This is a genomic window from Luteimonas endophytica (assembly GCF_029887875.1).
GTDB classification, from domain to species: Bacteria; Pseudomonadota; Gammaproteobacteria; order Xanthomonadales; family Xanthomonadaceae; genus Luteimonas; species Luteimonas endophytica.
Genome location: NZ_JARXRM010000040.1, coordinates 1 through 2,402, shown reverse-complemented (window position 1 = coordinate 2,402; position 2,402 = coordinate 1). Strand labels below are relative to the sequence as shown.

The window sequence follows — 2,402 nt, the reverse complement described above, 5'->3', positions numbered from 1 at the left end:
TGGGTTGACCGCAAGCGCGGATGGATGGTGCTCGACTACGACGAATTGCATCCGGCGGTCTTCCGCTCGGCCATCGTCACCACGGCCGGGTCGGCGACGTTCTTCGTGCTGGGACTGGCGAAGCTGGTCCCGGGCACCCGGCGGATCGCCGATCAGGTCAATCCTGCGCCGCCGTTGTTCCCGGCCGAGCGCCCGGAGCAGGTGTGGGAGTTCATTCGCACCTATATGGACGGTACCCCCGACGCGCTGCCGCCGATCGACCCGATGCCGCCGCTGCAGGACGCGCGTGCCGACCATGCCCGCATGGATCGTTTGCTGCTGCAGGATATGGTCGATGAACATCATCGGCTGAAGCCAGGCGTATTCAACAAGATCTACACCTGGTTCTGGGGCGGAGTGAGCTACTGGACCGAACGCTGTGCGCTGTGGGTGCAGCGCACCGCCCCCCGGCCGGAGTACCCGCCCGAGCTGCGTGAAGCGATGCAGTGGGAGGGCGAGAACCCCTATCGGACGCGGGCGCCCACGGCGGAGGAGCAGCAGGCCTGGACCGGCCGGCTGCCGCATCTGCGGCGACGGTGGCTGGCAGCCGCGGCGTTCTCCACGCTGATCTACGGCAGCATGTTCCTGATCATGACAGTGGGGGCATGGCTGGAGTCCGGTTCCTAGCGCCCGTTCCACGGTCACGTCACCGCGCTCGAGCGCCGGGCAGCAACGGCGGCCTGGCGCGCTACCGGCTGCTGCTGGAACCGTGGCTGTGGCGTTCTTGCGCCAGCGCGTGGAAGGCTACATGTTCCAGGACATGACGGTGGTGGAGAGCGTCGAGGATCTGTTCGCGGACTATGCCGAGGCCGGGTCGCTGGCGCCGGCATGGCGTTGGGAGCTGGCCGACCGCGAGCGCTACGCCCGGCGCAGCCTGACCACGCAGTACCAGGAGAGCGACCACGCCTTCCTGCAGCGGCTGCTGGCGGAGGAGGGCATCTACGGCGGGTTCGAACACGATGCGGATCCGGAGTCGGACACGTTCGGCAGCCATACGCTGGTGTTGGCCGACCACGGCGACGCCTTCGCCGACGCGGGCGCGATGCGCTATTCGGTGGAGCAGTCCCTAGAAGTAGACGCGAATGTCCCAAAAAGGGCCCTGCCCATGAGGGGCAGTGGCGGCTTCGACGTCGGTATCCGCAATTTCCTCGGGCGCCTGCTGGGCGACGGCAAGCAGTTTGTGCACGTGGATGACTTTGGCATGGAGCTTGTGTATCGGCCCGACCGGCTCCAGCTGCCAGCGCTGGAGACGATGCTGCGCTTCCCGGTGGCGCGTCGATGAGCCGAAGTACCAACAAGGCGGCGCGCGACCTTTTGCTCGGGATGAAGGAGCTCCCCGACCAGGGGGGCGGCTGGGGCTTGTTGCTACCTCGCGGCTCTGCCCCGGCGGAACAACCCCCCCGCGCACATGGCGCGGTCCAAGCGCTCAATCCCGCCTATATCCAGTTCGTGCCCCATGCCAGTGTGTCAAATCGTGGGATGGGGCTCTTTTATGGGGCGTGGTTTTTAGCCGTGTCGGCATTGATGTTCATTCCCGGCACGGCTGGGTTTGTAGTCGAGTCCCTCACGAATGGCGGTGAAGACGTTGTTCCAGGTTTGGTTATGCTGGCGGTGACGTTCTTGGTGATTATTTGCCCGTTTACGTGGGCGTATCGCTCTGCTCGCATGCCGCTGGCACCACCCGTTATCCTTAGCCGCACCTTGCGCAAGTTCTACGTCTGGGTTGACCGCAAGCGCGGATGGATGGTGCTCGACTACGACGAATTGCATCCGGCGGTCTTCCGCTCGGCCATCGTCACCACGGCCGGGTCGGCGACGTTCTTCGTGCTGGGACTGGCGAAGCTGGTCCCGGGCACCCGGCGGATCGCCGATCAGGTCAATCCTGCGCCGCCGTTGTTCCCGGCCGAGCGCCCGGAGCAGGTGTGGGAGTTCATTCGCACCTATATGGACGGTACCCCCGACGCGCTGCCGCCGATCGACCCGATGCCGCCGCTGCAGGACGCGCGTGCCGACCATGCCCGCATGGATCGTTTGCTGCTGCAGGATATGGTCGATGAACATCATCGGCTGAAGCCAGGCGTATTCAACAAGATCTACACCTGGTTCTGGGGCGGAGTGAGCTACTGGACCGAACGCTGTGCGCTGTGGGTGCAGCGCACCGCCCCCCGGCCGGAGTACCCGCCCGAGCTGCGTGAAGCGATGCAGTGGGAGGGCGAGAACCCCTATCGGACGCGGGCGCCCACGGCGGAGGAGCAGCAGGCCTGGACCGGCCGGCTGCCGCATCTGCGGCGACGGTGGCTGGCAGCCGCGGCGTTCTCCACGCTGATCTACGGCAGCATGTTCCTGATCATGACAGTGGGGGC

3 protein-coding genes are annotated in these 2,402 nt (G+C 66.0%); all 3 read left to right on the top strand.

Annotated elements, in window-relative coordinates:
* The coding region (locus QFW77_RS13240) for a DUF6708 domain-containing protein (protein ID WP_280575209.1) at positions 1 to 666 on the top strand (666 nt) is incomplete at its 5' end.
* 88 nt (positions 667 to 754) lie between these two features.
* Positions 755 to 1,321 (top strand): contractile injection system protein, VgrG/Pvc8 family, encoded by a 567-nt coding sequence (locus QFW77_RS19155; RefSeq protein ID WP_425603329.1) that lies wholly within the window; start codon positions 755 to 757, stop codon positions 1,319 to 1,321.
* Positions 1,318 to 2,402: DUF6708 domain-containing protein (locus QFW77_RS13230; RefSeq protein ID WP_280575242.1), on the top strand; the 1,085-nt coding region annotated here is incomplete at its 3' end. The genes QFW77_RS19155 and QFW77_RS13230, both read left to right, overlap by 4 nt.